Raw genomic sequence first — 15,354 nt, 5'->3', positions numbered from 1 at the left:
TTCAGAGTAGTTCGAGCGGTCGCGGGCCGTCGGGTGCCGGGAACGCCTTGTCGAGTTCGGCCAGGTCCTCCTCGGTGAGGACCAGGTCGACGGCCGCCCGGTTCTCCCGGACGTGCGCAGGGGTACTCGCCCTGGTCACCGTGCAGACCCCGGCCTGGCGCAGCAGCCAGGCGAGTGCCACCTGCCCCGGGGTGGCACCGTGCCGCCCGGCGACCCCGGCCAGCGCCGGGTGTCCGAGCATCCGACCCCGCTCCAGCGGCGAGTACGCCATCACCGGCAGGCCGGCGGCGCGGCAGCGGGGCAGCAGGTCCCACTCGATGCCGCGGCGGGTGAGGTTGTAGGGGATCTGGTCGGTCTCCACCGCGGTGCCGCCCGGGATGGCGGCCAGTTCGACCACCTCCGGTACGTCGAAGTTGCTCACCCCCCAGTGCCGGATGAGTCCCTGGGTGATCAGGCTGGTGAACGCCTCGACCGTTTCCGGCAGCGGTGCGTCGCCGCGCTGGTGCAGCAGGTACAGGTCGATCCGGTCGGTGCCGAGCCGCTCCAGGCTGCGGGCGCAGGCGTCGGCGGTGCCGGTGACGGTCGCGTGTGCGGAGGAGACCTTGGTGACCAGGAAGACCTCCTCGCGCCGGTCGCCGAGTGCCTCCCGGACCAGGTTCTCGGCGCCGCCGTCGGCGTACACCTCGGCGGTGTCGATCAGGGTGAGGCCGGCGTCCACCCCGGCGCGGAGTGCGGCGATCTCGTCGTCCCGGCGCGCCGGGTCCTCCGCCATCCCCCAGGTGCCCTGACCGAGCGCCGGGATCGCCTCGCCGGACGGGAGGGTGACCGTGGGGACGGTCCGCTGGGACATCGGTTTCTCCTTCCTGACCAGGTCCGTTGCCGGCTGTCCGGTGCTGCGCGCCTTCCCTGCGCCATGTCCGGCAAACCGACCCGCCGGTCGGGGCGGCGGCACGGTCGTCGCACCGGTAACCTCGGGCCGCACGGACCCGGTGTCGGTACGCCGGCCCGGCGGCACGGTGAGGCTGGCCGGCCTCGATGTCGATCTAGCTGATGCGTATACTTGCCTGACTGCAAGTATTGGCGACGGCTGACCGGACGGAGGCGGGTGTGCTCTTCTCCGTCAGGCATGTCGTGCACCCGAAACTGGTGCGCCTCCACCTCGGCGGTGAACTCGACATCACCACCGCGCCGAAGCTGAGCGCGGAGATCGACCAACTGGTCGACGACGGGCACCGGCGCCTGCTCGTCGACCTGGCCGAGCTGACCTTCTGCGACTCCAGCGGCCTGGCCGCCTTCGTCCGCGGCGACGACCGGGCGGGCTCGCGCGGCGGCTGGCTCCGGTTGACGGGAGCGACCGGGCGGGTCGAGCGGGTGTTGCAGATCAGCGGCCTGGACGACTTGCTCCGCTATGACCGGGAAGGGCATGACCCGGCGGCCCTGGCGTGACCGTTGATCGGCTAGAGTTCGCACGCCGCGTCGACGGTCGACGGCTCGCCGGAGACCACATCACAGGGCTGGTGACGCGGGTGGCCGCCGCACCATCCCGACTACCAGAGGTAGGTACGCCGTGCACGCAGCCGACCCGAGCCCCGTACGCATCCTGGTCGTGGACGACGACCCGGGCGACGTACTGATGATCGAGGAGGCGCTGGCCGACTCGGAGGTCCCCAAGTCGATCGACGTCGTCGGTGACGGGGAAGAGGCGATGGAGTTCCTGTTCCGCGAGGGGCGGCACCGGGAGGCGAACCGGCCGGACATGATCCTGCTGGACCTGAACATGCCCCGGATGGACGGTCGGCAGGTGCTCGACAAGGTCAAGAGCGACGACAGCCTGCGCACGATCCCGATCGTCGTACTCACCACCTCGAACGCCGACACGGACATCCTCGGCAGTTACAACCTGCGGGCCAACGCGTACGTGACCAAGCCGATCGACCTGGACGACTTCAACGACGTGATCCGGCGGATCGACGAGTTCTTCGGCCAGGTGGTGGTGCTGCCGAAGCCGCCCGCGTCGGCCGGCTGATCGTCGAGCCGGTCCGACCGCGACCCGCCGGCCTCGACCGCACCCTGACTCGACCCGAGTCCCCGGCCGGCTCGACCGCATGCTGAACAGTTTTTCCGATCCGCCCCGGTGAGCGGCACCGGTTGACCAGGATTCCAGGTGTAGGTGACATCGGCTTCCTGGGGGCGAAGCATGGAGTTCTCCGTCGTCGAAATCGGTTACGACCAGGGCCAGGTCGACCGCTGCCTGGAGAATCTGGGTGCGCGGCTGGCCCGGCTGGCGGCGCGGACGGACGCCGCCGCACGGACGGATCCCGAACTGGCCCGGCTGCGGGCCGAACTGACCCGGCTGGGCGCGTCGCTGGGCGCGCGGCCGGTCCCAGACGACGGGCCGCCGTCGGAGCCGGTCGCCCGGCAGGTCGTGCTGACCGCCGAGCGGGAGGCGGCCCAGATCCTGGCCCGGGCGCGGGCCGACCTCGAGGCAGCCCGCGCGGAGGCCAGGCAGGTGCGGGACCAGGTCTACGCCGAGGCGGTGCAGGCCCGGCGGGATTTCGAGCGGGCGCTGCACGCGCGGCGGATCCGCGCCGAACGGGCGGACGAGATCATGCGCGGCGTGACCGGCCCCGGCGACCAGCGGCCGGGCGCGCACCGGTCGGCCACGCCGGACGAGGCGCTACCGGCCCCGGCCTCCTGAGTCCTCGGCGTTGGACGGGGCGACCCGGCGGGCCGACCACCCGGAGCACCCGCTCCGGCCCGCCCTGGCCGGCCTGCGGCTCGTCCTCTGGAGCACCCGCCCCGGCCCGGGCTGGCCGGCCTGCTCCTCCGGAGCATCCGCCCGGCCCGCCCTGGCCGGCCTGCTCCTCCGACCAGGAGGACCCGGAGCCGGCAGGACGTTCCGGCGGTGATCGACCCGCCCATCGGCCCCATTTTCGATCACGCCCTGTCGGTGGCGTGCGCGACCTTGTTACCGTCGGCGCCCAGCGGGATCGGAAGGAGCACGGGGCTTGAACGGGGCGACGGCGTACCTGGTGGCGGCAGTGGGTCTGCTGATCGCGGCGGCGGGGGTGCTGGTGGCGGTGGTGGCGCTGCGCGCCGCCCGGAAGCGCACCGGCGGGCCGTCCGGCGCGCCGGTGGGCGATCCCTTCCGGACCGTGGACGACGACGCCGACGCGCTGCGCGGCGACCCGCGCACCCTCAAGCCCGGCGACCTGGTGGAGATCCGGCACACCTCCTACGGCGTACGCGGCACCCTGCGGCTGCGCGAGGGCGGCTGGAGCTGGACGGAGCACCTGCTCGACGACGCCCGGGGCGGCAAACTCTGGCTCTCCGTCGAGGAGGACCCCGACCTGGAGATGGTGCTCTGGACCACGCTGCCGGAGGTCGGCGTCGACCCGGGGCCGGCCGAGCTGGAGATCGGCGGCCGGCGCTACCGGAGCAAGGAGTCGGGGCGGGCCGACTTCACCTCGCTCGGCAGCACCGGCCTGGACCCGACCGGCACGGTCCGCTACCACGACTATGCCGCCGCCGACGGCAGCCCGCTCTCCTTCGAGGCGTACGGCGACAGCGGGCGCTGGGAGGTCGGCACGGGTGACCGGCTGCACCGGACCGAGGTGCGGATCTATCCACAGCAGACGGACGCCGCCGACACTCCGACGGGACGGGTCGGCTGAACGATGCTCGTCAACCTGGACACCGCGTACGAGGACACCACCGCCGCCGAGCTGAGCCTGGCGCTCGACACCCCGGAACAGCCCGCGCTGCACCTGCTCGACCTCGGCCGGTTGACCCGGCTCGGCCGCCCCGGCACGCGACTCCAGCTCCGGCTGCTCGGCGCCTCGCACCAGGTGGTGCTTGACGGTCCGGACGGCGGGCTGATCGAGACGGTGGCCTGCCTGCCCGGCCGGCGCCCGGAACTCCCGGCGTCCCTGGCCGACCCGGCCACCGGCTACCGGTTCACCGCCCGGGTCCGGCAACTGGGCCCGGCCCGGTTGTCGGAGTGTGCGGCCCGGCTGCGGCGGGACCTGGCCGGCGACCCGTACGCCCTGGTCGGGGTCTTTCCCGGCGGCCCGGACGCGATCACCGCGCTGCGGGTGGGCCGCCCCGGTGGGCGGGACGCTGCCGGGGCCGGTCGGATCGGCTGGCGCACCTGGCACGCGTATCCGGGCAGTGGTGAAGTGGTCGAGACGGAGACGGTGGTGGCGGCGGTATGAGGTACCGCGGTTGGTTCCTGGTCGGTGGCGCGTTCGCCCTGGTCGGCGTGTTGCTCGCCGGCTTCGCCGTCTTCCACGGCAACTTCTCGCCGCGCGGGTACGTGCAGGACCGGTACCGGCGGGCGGCGGCCCAGGACATCGGCTCGGACGCGAGGGCGTACCGGTCGGACTCCGCGCCGAGCGTGGTGGCCGAGGAGATCACCGAGGCCTGGCGCCCGGCCGACGAGTACGTCGACGCCAGCGGCGTCTACCTGCGCTACGACGAGGACTCGGTGGTGATCCTGCCGCTGGCCGGCGGCTCGCTGATCCTGCTGGAACGCCTGGTCACCGCATATCCCCGCTATTCGAGCACGGTCGGCAACGCCTGGGGCTGGGGGCGCGGCAGTTCGGTCCGTGGCGGCGGTCCAGGCGCCGGCAAGTAACCGCTCCATCACACCCCCTTCTCCTCATCCCTCCGGAGCCTGATGTGTTGACGACCCTCGCCACCGACCTGCTGGCCACCCTCGCCTACGGGGTGGTCGGGCTCGTGCTGATGGCCGTCGGCTACCTGCTCGTCGACGTGGCCACCCCGGGCCGGCTGCACGACCTGATCTGGGCCGACCGCAACCGCAACGCGGCCCTGCTGCTCGCCTCGAACCTGGTCGGTGTGGGCGTCATCGTCACCACCGCGATCGTGGTGAGCCACGACGACTTCGTCGACGGGCTGGTGAGCAGCGCCGCGTACGGGTTGCTCGGTCTGCTGCTGATGGCCGGCTCGTTCCTGCTGCTCGACCTGGTCACCCCGGGGCGGCTCGGCGAGATCCTGGTCGACCCGGAGCCGCATCCGGCGGTCTGGGTCTCGGCGGTCGTGCACCTGGCGACCGGCGCCGTCATCGCGGCCGCGATCAGCTGATGGCAGCCGGCGGCAGGGGGAGCAGCGGACAGAGCGCGAACGCGCGCTGGGTCGCCGCCGGCCGGGCGAAGGCGGCCGAGCAGACCGCGAAGCGACTCAAGGCCGTCCTGGGGGTGCTGGTACTCCTGGCCATCGTGGGTTTCATCGCGCTGGGTGCGCTCAGCCCGGACGACGACAGCACGGTGGTGCCGGCGCCCGGGACGGTGGAGCGGACCGACACCGTCACGCTGCTCCAGCGGGCGTACGGCAGCCAGCAGATCTGCTACGGCTGGCGGCTGCGCACCGGCGGGGCGGCGTACGACGCCCCGCCGGTCAGCGTCGGCTCCAACCTCGGCGACAACATACCGGTGGACAGCGATCCGGCCCGCTGCCCGCGCTGGGTGGAGGTCGACGCGGCGGTCTGGTACACCTCGGCGAGCAGCGAGTCGGAGGACAGCGCCGTCTACCGGGTGAGCAGTTCGCCCGACCTGGCGCACGTCGACTTCGACCGGGGACTCACCCGGCTCGGCGTCGACGCGAAGCAGTTCGTCGACGAACCCGGCTGGGCGGTCTGCCGGGCCGCCGTCTTCCTGCCGCTGCTGGTCTCGGAGACCGGCTCCGGCCCGGCCTCCCCGCCACCGGCGGCGCCGGCCGCGGCGGCCGCGGGGACGCCCGCGCCACTGCCCGACGCCGGGAACGACTTCTGGCGCGACCGCTGGGTGCTGCTGCTCGGTGCCGCCGGGGTGCTGCTGCTCACCGCCATCTTCCTGGCCATCGGCGTCTTCGAGCGTCGGCGCCGATGACCGCTGTTCCGGCCGACCCGGCGGGCCGGCCACGGCGCCGGGCGGCCCGGACGGGGGTGCTGGCCGCCGTCTTCGTCTGTGCCGCCTGCGGCCTGGTCTACGAACTGGCCCTGGTCGCGCTCGGCAGCTACCTGATCGGGGACACCGTCGGGCAGGCGTCGATCGTGCTCGGCGTGATGGTCTTCGCGATGGGGCTCGGGGCGCTGGCCGCCAAGCCGTTCCAGCACCGGGCCGCCGCCGCGTTCGCGGTCGTCGAACTCGCGCTGGCGCTCTTCGGCGGACTCTCCGTGCTCGGCCTCTACGCCGCCTTCGCCTGGCTCGACCTCTACGCCCCGGCCCTGGTCTGCACCGCCCTGCTGCTCGGGCTGCTGATCGGGGCGGAGATCCCGCTGCTGATGGTCCTGCTCCAGCGGATCCGGGAACAGTCCGCCGGCAGCGCGGTCGCCGACCTGTTCGCCGCCGACTACGTCGGCGCGCTGCTCGGCGGGCTCGCCTTCCCGTTCCTGCTGATCCCCTTCTTCGGCCAGCTGCGCGGGGTGCTCGTGGTCGGGGTGGTGAACGCGCTGGCCGGGCTGGCCCTGGTCGGCACCGTCTTCCGGCGGGAGCTGACCGCCCGGGTCCGGGTCGCGCTGGCCGCCGGCACCGTCGCGGTCGGCCTTCTCCTCGGGTACGCGTACCTGTCCGCCGCCGACTTCGAGGTGACCGCCCGGCAGCAGCTCTTCCGGGACCCGGTGGTGTACGCCGAGCGGAGCGCGTACCAGGAGATCGTGTTGACCCGGTCGGTGCCGCTCGTCTCGCAGGGCGTCACCGACCTGCGGCTCTACCTCAACGGCGACCTCCAGTTCAGCTCGGTCGACGAGTACCGCTACCACGAGGCGCTGGTGCATCCGGTGCTGGCCGGCAGCCGGGGATCGGTACTTGTGCTCGGCGGCGGCGACGGGCTCGCCGTACGGGAACTGCTGCGCTATTCCGACGTCGGCACGGTCACCGTGGTGGACCTGGACCCGGCCGTGGTACGGCTGGCCCGGACCGAGCCGCAACTGCGGGCCCTGAACCGGGACGCCTTCGCCGACCCCCGGGTCCGGATGGTCGACGCCGACGCCTTCGCCTGGCTGCGCGGCCAGCCGGCCCGGTTCGACGCGGTGGTGGTGGACCTGCCGGACCCGGACGAGACGGCGACCGCCAAGCTCTACTCGGTCGAGTTCTACTCCCTGGTCCGGAGGGTGGTCGCCGAGCGGGGACGGGTGGTGGTGCAGGCCGGCTCGCCGTACTTCGCACCCCGCTCGTACTGGTGTGTGGCGGCGTCGCTGCGCTCGGCCGGGTTCGCCAGCGTGCCGTACCACGTCGACGTGCCCTCGTTCGGCGACTGGGGCTTCCTGCTCGCCGCCCCCGGCACCGTCGCGCCGGGGTTGGGGCTGCCGGCCGACGTACCCGCGTTGCGTTCTCTGGACGCCGGGACGTTGCGGGCCGCAACGAACTTTCCGCCGGACCGGCCGCGACTGGAGTTGCCGCCGTCGACCCTGCTGCACCCCCGGGTGCTGGAGTACGCCCGGGCGGAGTGGCGCCGCTACTGAGCGGGCCGGCGCGGGTTCAGACGAGTGCCTCGACCACGGTGCTGGCCCGCTGTTCGTGCTGGGCGTACGCGTCGGGGAAGGCGGAGATCTGCACCGACTGGGCGGCGGCGGTCACGCTCATCTGCTGCCAGCCGGGGATTTCCAGCAGGGCCGCGTAGAACTGCTCGGCCGCGTACGCCGGGCGCATCAGGTCGGCGACCGTGCCCCAGCCGGAGCTGGGCCGCTGCTGGAACAGCCCGACCGAGTCGTGGTCGTAGCCGACGCCCTGGTTCGGGTGGTCCAGTGACTCCGGTAGTGCGCCGCTGGCGAGGTTGTAGAGGTTGCTCTCCTGCATGGCGGTGGCGATCGCGACCACCAGCCCCCGGCGCGGGATGTCCATCTTCACCCCGACCTGGACGATCGTGTGTGCGTTGTCCATCTGCGTCTGGGTGAGCCCGGCGACCGGGGTCGGCCGGCTGGGCTTCCGGCTCGCCCGGGTCACCTTGGTCCTGGCCGTCGTCGGCCGGGCGGTCGGGGTGGCGGCGGGGGTGCTGCTCGGCGTGGCGGTCGGGGTCGGCGCCGGGGCGCGCTCGGTGGCCCGGGAGGCGGGCTGGCGGTCGGCGCTGGCGGCGCGCTCGGCGAGCAGGTCGGCCGGCGCGGGTCCGGCCGGCGTGGTGGCCGCCCTGGACTCGACGAAGACCACCGTGCCGAGGCAGCAGGCCACCGCGGCGACCGCGCCGATCCGTACCGGGCGGGACGAGAGCAGGGCCCGGGTCCGGCGCAGCCGTCGTGGCGCCGGCACCCGATGGCGGCCGGTTACCTGGGTGGTGGAGCCGGTATCGGCCGAACGGTCAGCCTGGGTTCCGGTGTCCTGTCCGGGATCATTCTGTTCCGTGTGATGCACCCGGCAGAGGTTAGGTAACGCCCAGCTGAATGGGGTAGCTCGGAACGGTGGCCTGCGCCACACTTTTGCCTGGTCAACCGGGCACTTGTCGGCACGGGGGACCGGGCGCGGCCGGACCGGACGGATGCGGTATGTCCGTCTTGCCGGGGTGGTGGGATCAGCCGGGCAGGTTTCCCCGCCAATGGTGGGATCACCGACGAAGATCGCCCGGGTCGGTCGTTCGGTCCAGCTCCACTGGTCCGTTCGGGCCGGGCCGGACCCGGCCCGAACGGTCGTCGGCCCTGGTCGACGGGTCGGTCCGCCCGGTGTGCCGGTCTCGACTTCGGACGGGACCGGCTCTTATACGATGCTTCTCGGTGGCGGAGAGCAAGATCAAGCCTGCGGATGGCGGGCCGGCCGGGCGGGGGCGGCGCCGGGACACGATGGTCCTGGTCGCGGCCGTGCTGCTGACCGCGCTGATGGCCGGGCACCGCCTGATTCCCAATGTGCGTGGCCTGGGCAGCCTGGTGGACAGCGGCGCGCCCTTCCTCGGCCTCGGCGTCCCGCTGCTCCTGCTCGCCGCCGGGCTGCGCCGTTCCCGGACCGCGCTGGCTGCCGCGCTGGTCCCGGCCCTACTCTGGGCGACCCTCTTCGGCACCGCCTGGCTGCCCGGCGGTGGCGGCGGCCCGGCGCGGTTGCGGGTGGCCAGCCAGAACCTGCGGGCCGGCAACCCCGATCCGGCCGGCACGGTGGCCAGCCTGGCCGACACCGACGCCGACGTGATCGGGTTGCAGGAGATCTCCGGCCAGACCCGGGGATCGGTGGCCGGGGCGCTGGCCGAGCGGTACCCCTACCGGGCGGACGTCTCCACGATCGCGCTGTGGAGCAGGTTCCCGATCCGCGAGGACATCGGCGTGGACACCGGGCTGGCCTGGACCCGGGCCCTGCGGGCGGTGGTGGCGGCGCCCGGCGGCGACGTGGTCGTCTACGTCGTCCACCTCGGCTCGGCGCGGGCCGGCGACACCGGCACCCGGGACCGCACGGTCACCGCGCTGGCCAGCCGGATCCGGCAGGACCCGGCCGAGCGGCTGATCGTGCTCGGCGACCTGAACACCGCCACCACCGACCGCATGATCGAGCCGTTGACCGAGTTGCTCAAGGACGCCCAGGCGGACGCCGGTCGGGGCCCCGGCTTCACCTGGCCGGCCGCGTTACCGGTCACCCGCCCCGACCACGTGCTCTACCGGGGGCTCACCGCGGCGTACGCCCGGGTGGTGCGCACCCCGGCCAGCGACCACCGGGCGGTGACCGCCGGCTTCCGGTAGCCGGCCCCGCGCCGACCGTCCCACGCTTCGGCGGTAGCGGGATCGGCCGGGGACGCCGGTAGCGGCCCGCGCCGGCGGACCCCGCCGGTTCAGCGGTAGCGGGGATCGGCCGGGACGACCGTGAGGGTGTGCCGGCCACCGTCGCTGGAGAACGGCCAGAGCCGGTCGGCGTACCGGGCCAGGTCGGTCAGCTGGTCCCGGTTCAGGCCGACCGAGGCGATGCTGGCCCGCACGTCCGCCCGGTAGCGCCCGTCGGCGTCCCTGGCCAGCCGTGCCTGGGCCCGGACCTGCACGGTGTGCGCCTCGTCGGTGATCCCGGTGGCCGCCTCGACCGCCGCGTGGTGCAGGCAGGAGGCGAACGCCGCCGCGAGCAACTGCTCGGGGGCGAGCCCGGTGCAGTGCGGTGCCAGCGGCGAGGCGAGGGTGGTGGAGAGTTCCCCGTCGTCGGTACGCAACCGGCCTCCTTCGGCCGTCGCGGTGGCCTCGTGCACCCAGGCATCCGATTCCGGCATCCCGCACCCCCCTGTGGTCCCCGGGCGGGCTACCCGGCAGGGCCGCCGGGAAACCCGCCACCGGACCCGGCCGACCGCCGCCACCGGCGTCAAGATCACGTCAAGATGTGCGGTGCCGGCGTAGCCGAACCGTCAGAACCGGCCACCCCGGGCCGACCGTCGGGTTTACCTGGATCGGGCGGCCGAGAACGGTCGTCCGGAACGCGCGCTGGAGAGGACGTTCGGTGATCGACGTCGTGTTCGTGCTGGTGACGTTGGGGCTCTTCGCGGCCCTGGCCCTGCTCGCCCGGGCGGTGGAGCGGCTGTGAGCGTGGTCAACCTCGTCGGCCTGGTCCTCGCGGCCGGGCTGGCCGTCTTCCTGTTGTTCGCACTCCTGTTCCCGGAGCGTTTCTAGATGGGTACGACGACCGCGGGCGTCATCCTCGTCGCCTCGCTCGCCGTGGCGCTGGTGGCGGTCTACAAGCCCTTCGGCGACCACCTCCACCGGGTGGTCTCCGGCAACCGGCACTTCCGGATCGAGCGGGGCATCTACCGGCTGATCGGCGTCGACGCGAAGGCCGAGCAGTCCTGGGGGACGTACGCCCGCAGCGTGCTGGCCTTCTCCCTGGTCTCCCTGCTCTTCCTGTACGCGTTCCTGCGGCTCCAGGACCGGCTCTGGCTCTCACTCGGCCTCGACGCCGTACCGGACCACATCGCCTGGAACACCGCGGTCAGCTTCGTGACGAACACGAACTGGCAGGCGTACTCGGGTGAGTCGACGCTGGGCCACCTGGTGCAGATGGCCGGGCTGGCGGTGCAGAACTTCGTCTCCGCCGCGGTCGGCATCGCGGTGGCGGTGGCGCTGGTCCGGGGCTTCGCCCGGAGCCGGACCGACCAGCTCGGCAACTTCTGGGTCGACCTGGTCCGGATCATCCTGCGGGTGCTGCTGCCGATCGCCGTGCTCGGCGCGATCGTGTTGATGGTCGGCGGGGTGGTGCAGAACCTCTCCGGCGGCACCGACGTGACCACGGTGGCCGGCGGCACCCAGACGATCACGGGCGGCCCGGTCGCCTCGCAGGAGGTGATCAAGGAACTCGGCACCAACGGCGGCGGTTTCTACAACGTCAACAGCGCCCACCCGTTCGAGAACCCGACCACCTGGACCAACTGGTTCGAGCTGTTCCTGATCCTGGTGATCCCGTTCAGCCTGCCCCGGGTCTTCGGCCGGATGATCGGGCAGAACCGGCAGGGGTACGCGATCGTCGCGGTGATGGCGATCCTGGCGATCGTCAGCATCACCCTGACAAACGTCTTCGAGCTGACCGGCAACGGTACGGTGCCGCAGGCGGTCGGTGCGGCGATGGAGGGCAAGGAGGCCCGGTTCGGGGTCGCCAACTCGGCCTCGTTCGCCGCGATCACCACGCTCACCTCGACCGGTGCGGTGAACTCGTTCCACGACTCGTTCACCCCGCTCGGCGGGATGATGCCGATGGTCAACATGATGCTCGGCGAGGTCGCTCCCGGCGGTGTCGGCGCCGGCCTCTACGGCATGCTCGTCCTCGCCGTGATCACGGTCTTCGTGGCCGGGCTGATGGTGGGACGCACCCCGGAGTACGTCGGCAAGAAGATCGGCGCCCGGGAGATCAAGTTCGCCTCGCTGTACTTCCTGGTCACCCCGATGCTGGTGCTGATCGGCACGGCGGCGGCCTTCGCCACCGGCAACAACTCGACGGCCCTGAACGTCGGCCCGCACGGCCTGTCCGAGGTGCTCTACGCCTTCACCTCGGCGAGCAACAACAACGGCTCGGCGTTCGCCGGCATCACGGTGAACACGCCCTGGTGGGACACGGCCCTCGGGCTCTGCATGCTGCTCGGCCGGTTCCTGCCGATCGTCTTCGTGCTCGGCCTGGCCGGCGCGCTGGCCGGGCAGCGGCCGGTACCCGCCTCGGCGGGGACGCTGCCGACGCACCGGCCGCTCTTCGTCGGGATGCTCACCGGCGTCACGGTGATCCTGGTGGCGCTGACCTTCCTGCCCGCGCTGGCGCTCGGCCCGCTGGCCGAGGGGTTGTGAGCGCGGTGCGGGTCAACGAAGGAAGGAAAGGGAAGATGACTGTCAGTCCGGTGGCGCCCGCCCCCGCAGGTGGGTTGCCGTCCTCCGGCCCGGCGCAGGGCCGGGTCGGCGGTGGGCTGCTGGACCCCCGGCAACTGCTCCGCTCGCTGCCGGACGCGTTCCGCAAGCTGGACCCCCGCACGCTCTGGCGTAACCCGGTGATGTTGATCGTGGAGGTCGGTGCGGTCTTCAGCACAGTGCTGGCCGTCGCCGAGCCGAGCGGCTTCGCCTGGGCGATCACGGTCTGGCTCTGGCTGACCGTGCTCTTCGCCAACCTGGCCGAGGCGGTCGCCGAGGGCCGGGGCAAGGCCCAGGCGGCGACGCTGCGCCAGGCGAAGCGGGACACCGTGGCGACCCGGCTGACCGGCTGGTCGCCGGGGACGGAGCCGGGTGCCTACCGCGACGAGGCGGTCGCCGCCACCGAGCTGCGGCACGGGGACATCGTGCTGGTCGAGGCGGGGCAGGTGATCCCCGGCGACGGCGACGTGGTGGAGGGCATTGCCAGCGTCGACGAGTCGGCCATCACCGGCGAGTCCGCTCCGGTGATCCGGGAGTCCGGCGGCGACCGCAGCGCGGTGACCGGCGGCACGAAGGTGCTCTCCGACCGGATCGTCGTGCGGATCACCCAGCAGCCGGGGCAGAGTTTCGTCGACCGGATGATCGCCCTGGTGGAGGGGGCGAACCGGCAGAAGACCCCGAACGAGATCGCCCTGAACATCCTGCTCGCGGCGCTGACCGTGATCTTCCTGATGGCGGTGGTGACACTCCAGCCACTGGCGATCTTCTCGAAGGGTTTCCAGGGCGCGGCACCGGACACCGCCGCGATCGACTCCGACGGGGTCACCGGGATCGTGCTGGTCTCGCTGCTGGTCTGCCTGATCCCGACCACCATCGGCGCGCTGCTCTCGGCGATCGGCATCGCCGGGATGGACCGGCTGGTCCAGCGCAACGTGCTGGCGATGAGTGGCCGGGCCGTCGAGGCCGCCGGCGACGTCAACACGCTGCTGCTGGACAAGACCGGCACCATCACCCTGGGCAACCGGCAGGCGGCGGAGTTCGTCCCGGTCGACGGCGTCGGCGCCGAGCAGGTGGCGGACGCGGCCCAGCTCGCCAGCCTGGCCGACGAGACGCCGGAGGGACGCTCGGTGGTGGTGCTGGCCAAGAACGCGTACGGGTTGCGCGAGCGGGAGCCGGGGCTGATCCCGCACGCCACCTTCGTCGAGTTCACCGCGCAGACCCGGATGTCCGGCGTCGACCTGACGCCGGATGCCACGGTGGACGGCGGAGCCGGCGGGCCGGGTCGGCGGATCCGCAAGGGCGCCGCGGCAGCGGTGCTGAAGTGGGTACGGGAGAACGGCGGGCACCCGACCGAGCAGGTCGGGGAGCTCGTCGACGGGATCAGCGGCGGCGGGGGTACCCCGCTGGTGGTCGCCGAGCACGTCGACGGGGAGCCGGCCCGCGCCCTCGGGGTGATCCACCTCAAGGACGTGGTCATGTCGGGCATGCGGGAGCGGTTCGCCGAGATGCGCCGGATGGGCATCCGGACCGTCATGATCACGGGTGACAACCCGCGTACCGCGAAGGCGATCGCCGACGAGGCCGGGGTGGACGACTTCCTCGCCGAGGCCACCCCGGAGGACAAGCTCGCACTCATCAAACGGGAACAGCAGGGCGGCCGGCTGGTCGCGATGACCGGTGACGGCACCAACGACGCCCCCGCGCTGGCCCAGGCCGACGTCGGGGTGGCGATGAACACCGGCACCACGGCCGCCAAGGAGGCCGGCAACATGGTCGACCTCGACTCCGACCCGACAAAGCTGATCGAGATCGTGGAGATCGGCAAGCAGTTGCTGATCACCCGGGGTGCGCTGACGACCTTCTCGATCGCCAACGACGTCGCCAAGTACTTCGCGATCATCCCGGCGATGTTCGCCGGCATCTATCCGAGCCTGGACGCGCTGAACGTCATGCGGCTGTCCAGCCCCTCCTCGGCGATCCTCGCCGCCGTGGTCTTCAACGCGGTCGTCATCGTGCTGCTGATCCCGCTCGCCCTGCGCGGCGTCCGCTACCGGCCGAGCAGTGCCAGCAGGCTGCTCACCCGCAACCTCTGGGTCTACGGCCTCGGCGGCATCGTCGCCCCGTTCGTCGGCATCAAAGTCCTCGACCTCCTCCTCTCGTCAATCCCAGGGATCTCGTGATGCGTCTACCCAGCTGGCTCGCCCGACACCTGGCCGCGTTCCGGGCCGTGCTGGTGTTCACCGCACTGCTCGGGCTGGCCTACCCACTGGTCCTGGTCGGGGTCGGGCAGTTGCCCGGCCTGCACGACCGGGCCGAGGGCTCGCTGGTGCGCGGCGTCGACGGCGCCGTCGCCGGCAGCGGCCTGATCGGCCAGTCCTTCACCGACGGCGCCGGGAACGCCATCCCGCGCTACTTCCAGTCCCGCCCGTCGGCGGCCGGCGACGGCTACGACCCCACCGCCACCGCCGCCAGCAACCTCGGGCCGAACAGCGTCGAGGACGTCCTGCCGGTGCCCGGCGCGGTCGACGAGGAGGGGAACCCGGACGAGGGCACCCCGAGCCTGCTCACCCAGGTCTGCGCCCGCAGCCGGGCGGCCGGGGAACTCGACGGCGTGGACGGCCGGCGGCCGTTCTGCACCCCGGACGGGGTCGGTGCGGTGCTCCGGGTCTTCCACCGCGACGGCCTGACCGGTCCGGTGACCCGGGCGGTGAGCGTCAACCAGGCCTGCCCGGCCACCCCGTTCGTCGGCAGCTATGCCGGGGTGGCCGTGGAGTGTGCCGTCCCCGGGCAGGACTACTCCGGCGGGCTGCTCACCCCGGTCCGGGGCGACGCCCCGGCCGAGCCGGCGGTACCGGCCGACGCGGTCACCGCCAGCGGCAGCGGCCTCGACCCGCACATCAGCCCGGCGTACGCGGCGATCCAGGTCGCCCGGGTCGCCCGGGAGCGGCAGACCAGCCCGGAGCAGGTACGGCGGCTGGTCGCCGAGCACACCGACGGGCGGGGGCTGGGTTTCCTCGGCGAGCCCCGGGTGAACGTCGTCGAACTCAACATCGCGCTGGACCGCGCCTTCCCGGCGGGCGGCTGAA

At 72.8% G+C, this 15,354-nt stretch carries 17 protein-coding genes; 14 read left to right on the top strand and 3 right to left on the bottom strand.

All coding sequences use genetic code 11. From position 1 onward, the window contains the following. Nucleotide 1 precedes the first annotated feature (1 nt). Nucleotides 2-850, bottom strand: coding sequence for an aldo/keto reductase (locus ACN28A_RS32300; protein ID WP_421401810.1), 849 nt, complete (start codon nucleotides 848-850; stop codon nucleotides 2-4). A 257-nt stretch (nucleotides 851-1,107) separates the two neighbouring features. Between ACN28A_RS32300 and ACN28A_RS32295 the strand changes: the two genes are divergently transcribed. The 9 genes from ACN28A_RS32295 (at nucleotide 1,108) to ACN28A_RS32255 (ending at nucleotide 7,462) form a co-directional block, all read left to right on the top strand. Continuing rightward, nucleotides 1,108-1,446 (top strand): STAS domain-containing protein, encoded by a 339-nt coding sequence (locus tag ACN28A_RS32295; RefSeq protein WP_421401809.1) that lies wholly within the window; start codon nucleotides 1,108-1,110, stop codon nucleotides 1,444-1,446. Between the two features lie 121 nt (nucleotides 1,447-1,567). Then, nucleotides 1,568-2,026, top strand: a complete 459-nt coding sequence (locus ACN28A_RS32290; protein ID WP_421401806.1) for a response regulator — start codon at nucleotides 1,568-1,570, stop codon at nucleotides 2,024-2,026. 171 nt (nucleotides 2,027-2,197) lie between these two features. Beyond that, nucleotides 2,198-2,698: an ATPase gene (locus ACN28A_RS32285; RefSeq protein ID WP_421401803.1), complete on the top strand. Its 501-nt coding sequence runs from the start codon at nucleotides 2,198-2,200 to the stop codon at nucleotides 2,696-2,698. 310 nt (nucleotides 2,699-3,008) lie between these two features. Continuing rightward, nucleotides 3,009-3,674, top strand: a complete 666-nt coding sequence (locus ACN28A_RS32280) for a DUF4178 domain-containing protein (RefSeq protein WP_421401800.1) — start codon at nucleotides 3,009-3,011, stop codon at nucleotides 3,672-3,674. A 3-nt stretch (nucleotides 3,675-3,677) separates the two neighbouring features. Further along, nucleotides 3,678-4,214 (top strand): DUF2617 family protein, encoded by a 537-nt coding sequence (locus ACN28A_RS32275; RefSeq protein ID WP_421401798.1) that lies wholly within the window; start codon nucleotides 3,678-3,680, stop codon nucleotides 4,212-4,214. Continuing rightward, nucleotides 4,211-4,636: a DUF4247 domain-containing protein gene (locus ACN28A_RS32270; RefSeq protein WP_421401795.1), complete on the top strand. Its 426-nt coding sequence runs from the start codon at nucleotides 4,211-4,213 to the stop codon at nucleotides 4,634-4,636. Before ACN28A_RS32275 ends, ACN28A_RS32270 begins: the two co-directional genes overlap by 4 nt. A 47-nt stretch (nucleotides 4,637-4,683) precedes the next feature. Then, nucleotides 4,684-5,106, top strand: coding sequence for a DUF350 domain-containing protein (locus tag ACN28A_RS32265; RefSeq protein ID WP_421401794.1), 423 nt, complete (start codon nucleotides 4,684-4,686; stop codon nucleotides 5,104-5,106). Then, the gene (locus tag ACN28A_RS32260; protein ID WP_421401791.1) at nucleotides 5,106-5,888 is read left to right on the top strand and encodes a hypothetical protein; all 783 of its coding nucleotides are present in this window, start codon (nucleotides 5,106-5,108) and stop codon (nucleotides 5,886-5,888) included. Before ACN28A_RS32265 ends, ACN28A_RS32260 begins: the two co-directional genes overlap by 1 nt. Continuing rightward, nucleotides 5,885-7,462, top strand: a complete 1,578-nt coding sequence (locus ACN28A_RS32255) for a polyamine aminopropyltransferase (RefSeq protein ID WP_421401788.1) — start codon at nucleotides 5,885-5,887, stop codon at nucleotides 7,460-7,462. The genes ACN28A_RS32260 and ACN28A_RS32255 overlap by 4 nt, the downstream gene beginning before the upstream one ends. 16 nt (nucleotides 7,463-7,478) lie before the next feature. On the opposite strand, the gene ACN28A_RS32250 is transcribed toward ACN28A_RS32255, so the two are convergent. Continuing rightward, nucleotides 7,479-8,345, bottom strand: a complete 867-nt coding sequence (locus ACN28A_RS32250) for a hypothetical protein (RefSeq protein WP_421401785.1) — start codon at nucleotides 8,343-8,345, stop codon at nucleotides 7,479-7,481. Nucleotides 8,346-8,701: 356 nt separating this feature from the next. Between ACN28A_RS32250 and ACN28A_RS32245 the strand changes: the two genes are divergently transcribed. Then, a complete protein-coding gene (locus ACN28A_RS32245) occupies nucleotides 8,702-9,649 on the top strand; it encodes an endonuclease/exonuclease/phosphatase family protein (RefSeq protein WP_421401783.1) in 948 nt (315 codons plus the stop codon). A gap of 89 nt (nucleotides 9,650-9,738) precedes the next feature. Here the strand turns inward: ACN28A_RS32245 and ACN28A_RS32240 are convergent, their stop codons facing one another. Then, complete coding sequence (locus ACN28A_RS32240) at nucleotides 9,739-10,161, bottom strand: OsmC family protein (RefSeq protein ID WP_421401780.1); 423 nt, start codon at nucleotides 10,159-10,161, stop codon at nucleotides 9,739-9,741. Between the two features lie 304 nt (nucleotides 10,162-10,465). On the opposite strand from ACN28A_RS32240, the gene kdpF reads away from it, so the two are divergent. The 4 genes from kdpF to ACN28A_RS32220 are packed head-to-tail and all read left to right on the top strand — an operon-like array spanning nucleotide 10,466 to nucleotide 15,353. Continuing rightward, entirely contained in the window at nucleotides 10,466-10,555 is a 90-nt protein-coding gene (gene kdpF / locus ACN28A_RS32235; RefSeq protein WP_421401778.1) for a K(+)-transporting ATPase subunit F, read from the top strand. Then, on the top strand, nucleotides 10,556-12,211 hold the full coding sequence (kdpA, locus tag ACN28A_RS32230) for a potassium-transporting ATPase subunit KdpA (protein ID WP_421401776.1): 1,656 nt from the start codon (nucleotides 10,556-10,558) through the stop codon (nucleotides 12,209-12,211). A 35-nt stretch (nucleotides 12,212-12,246) separates the two neighbouring features. Continuing rightward, a complete protein-coding gene (gene kdpB, locus ACN28A_RS32225) occupies nucleotides 12,247-14,448 on the top strand; it encodes a potassium-transporting ATPase subunit KdpB (protein ID WP_421401774.1) in 2,202 nt (733 codons plus the stop codon). Beyond that, nucleotides 14,448-15,353, top strand: a complete 906-nt coding sequence (locus tag ACN28A_RS32220; RefSeq protein ID WP_421401772.1) for a potassium-transporting ATPase subunit C — start codon at nucleotides 14,448-14,450, stop codon at nucleotides 15,351-15,353. The genes kdpB and ACN28A_RS32220 overlap by 1 nt, the downstream gene beginning before the upstream one ends. The last annotated feature ends 1 nt before the right edge of the window (nucleotide 15,354 follow it).

This window comes from Plantactinospora sp. WMMB782 (genome assembly GCF_049179135.1).
Lineage (GTDB): Bacteria > Actinomycetota > Actinomycetes > Mycobacteriales > Micromonosporaceae > Plantactinospora.
The sequence above is the reverse complement of the archived record's forward strand: the minus strand, read 5'-3'. Positions and strand labels throughout refer to the sequence as shown.